Annotated in this window: 2 protein-coding genes; both read left to right on the forward strand. The window is 74.7% G+C overall.

All coding sequences use genetic code 11. From position 1 onward, the window contains the following. Positions 1-657, forward strand: a 657-nt coding sequence (locus tag ACFW1I_RS24835; protein ID WP_384673740.1) for a methyltransferase, incomplete at its 5' end; no start/stop codon positions are given. A 273-nt stretch (positions 658-930) separates the two neighbouring features. Beyond that, a complete protein-coding gene (locus ACFW1I_RS24840; RefSeq protein ID WP_031007097.1) occupies positions 931-1,323 on the forward strand; it encodes a DUF3040 domain-containing protein in 393 nt (130 codons plus the stop codon). Positions 1,324-1,637: the final 314 nt, after the last annotated feature.

Here is a 1,637-nt window from a genome sequence, read left to right on the forward strand (position 1 = left end):
CTCCAGGGCGTCGTCCGCGGCAACACCCCCCCCAACGGCTACGCCCACGGCTCCAACCACCCCAGGCTCATCACGGCCGTCGTCCCCCCCCGCCCCCCCGCGCTCTCCGCCCGGGCGCGGCGCCCCGCCGCGGCGGGCGTCGCCGACCTGGTGACCGGCGTCCAGGGCGACGTCCGCGGCCTCTTCGACGTGGTCGAGCGCGGCGCCTACGACACGGTGCTCTGCCACGGCGTCCTGGAGTACGTGGACGACCCGGCCGAGGGCGTACGGAACACGGTGGCCGCGCTCCGCCCCGGCGGCGCGCTCAGCCTGCTCGGCGCCGGACTCGGCGGCGCGGTCCTCGCCCGCGCCCTCGCCGGACACTTCACCGAGGCCCGCACCGCGCTCGGCGACCCCGACGGGCGCTGGGGCGCCGGCGACCCCGTGCCCCGGCGCTTCACCGCCGAGCAGCTCACCGGACTGGCCGAGGAGGCGGGCCTCTCCGTGAGCGCCGTCCACGGCGTGCGGATCTTCGCCGACCTGGTGCCCGGCGTCCTCGTCGACACCGAGCCCGGCGCCGCCGAGGCCCTGCTGAAGCTGGAGGCGGCCGCCGCCGAACTGGCCGCCTTCCACGCCGTCGCCACCCAGCTCCACGTGCTTGCCGAGAAGCCCGCCTGATCCAGCGGAACTCCGGGGCCGCGCCACCCGTTCGGAGGTGCGGGCCCGGCTCTGCCACAGGCCGCCCCATATGCGGCTTCGCGCCGTATGATCGAGGGAAACCATCCGGCATGACGGACGGGCGGCTGGGGAATCAACGCCTCACCAACCGAACCGCGTGGCGGCCCGGATGGGCTGATCGGCATTGAGGGCGGGTTTCACGGGGGCGATTCCCTGCCTATCCTGAAAGGGCCGCAACCGGTCGCCCCCGCGACCGACGACTAGGAGGACTCCGTGCCGCTCTCGGAGCACGAGCAGCGAATGCTCGAGCAGATGGAGCGAGCGCTGTACGCCGAAGACCCCAAGTTCGCGACAGCGCTCGAGGGAAGCGGGCTGCGCACGTACACCCGGCGACGGGTCTACCAGGCAGTCGCCGGCTTTCTGGTGGGTATCGCGCTCCTCATGGCCGGAATGGTCGCACAGCAGATCTGGATCAGCGTGGTGGGATTCCTCGTCATGCTGGGCTGCGCGGTCCTGGCGGTCACCGGCTGGCGCAAGGCGCCCAAGCCGGGCGAGCGGGCGCAGCAGGCCCGGGGCCATCAGGTCCGGGCGCGACGCTCGATGATGGACCGGATCGAGGCGCGGTGGCAGCGACGCCGCGACGAGCAGCAGGGCGGCGGCCACTGACGCCCCCCTGAGCGGAGACCCCGCACCCCCTACCCCCGCCCCGCCGGCCCCGAGCCCCGGCGGGGCGCCGTCACATCTGCCCCCCGTTCCGCGGGCGCGCCGCCGTTTCGTTGTGGTCGTTCCGCTGGGGTGGTGCCCACCCCCGGGCCCGGAGGGGCGTTGCGGGTGGCCGCGCCGCTCCGTTGTGGGCAGTTGTTCCGCTGGGGCGGAACGGGTGGGCACAACGGAACGGCACCCTTAGCGGTGCCTCCGCGCCTTGTGCCTGGACCCGCACCGCGTGTGCGCCGTGCACGGGGTGCGGGTTCAGGCGCGGG

This window comes from Streptomyces sp. NPDC058955 (genome assembly GCF_042741435.1).
GTDB lineage: Bacteria > Actinomycetota > Actinomycetes > Streptomycetales > Streptomycetaceae > Streptomyces.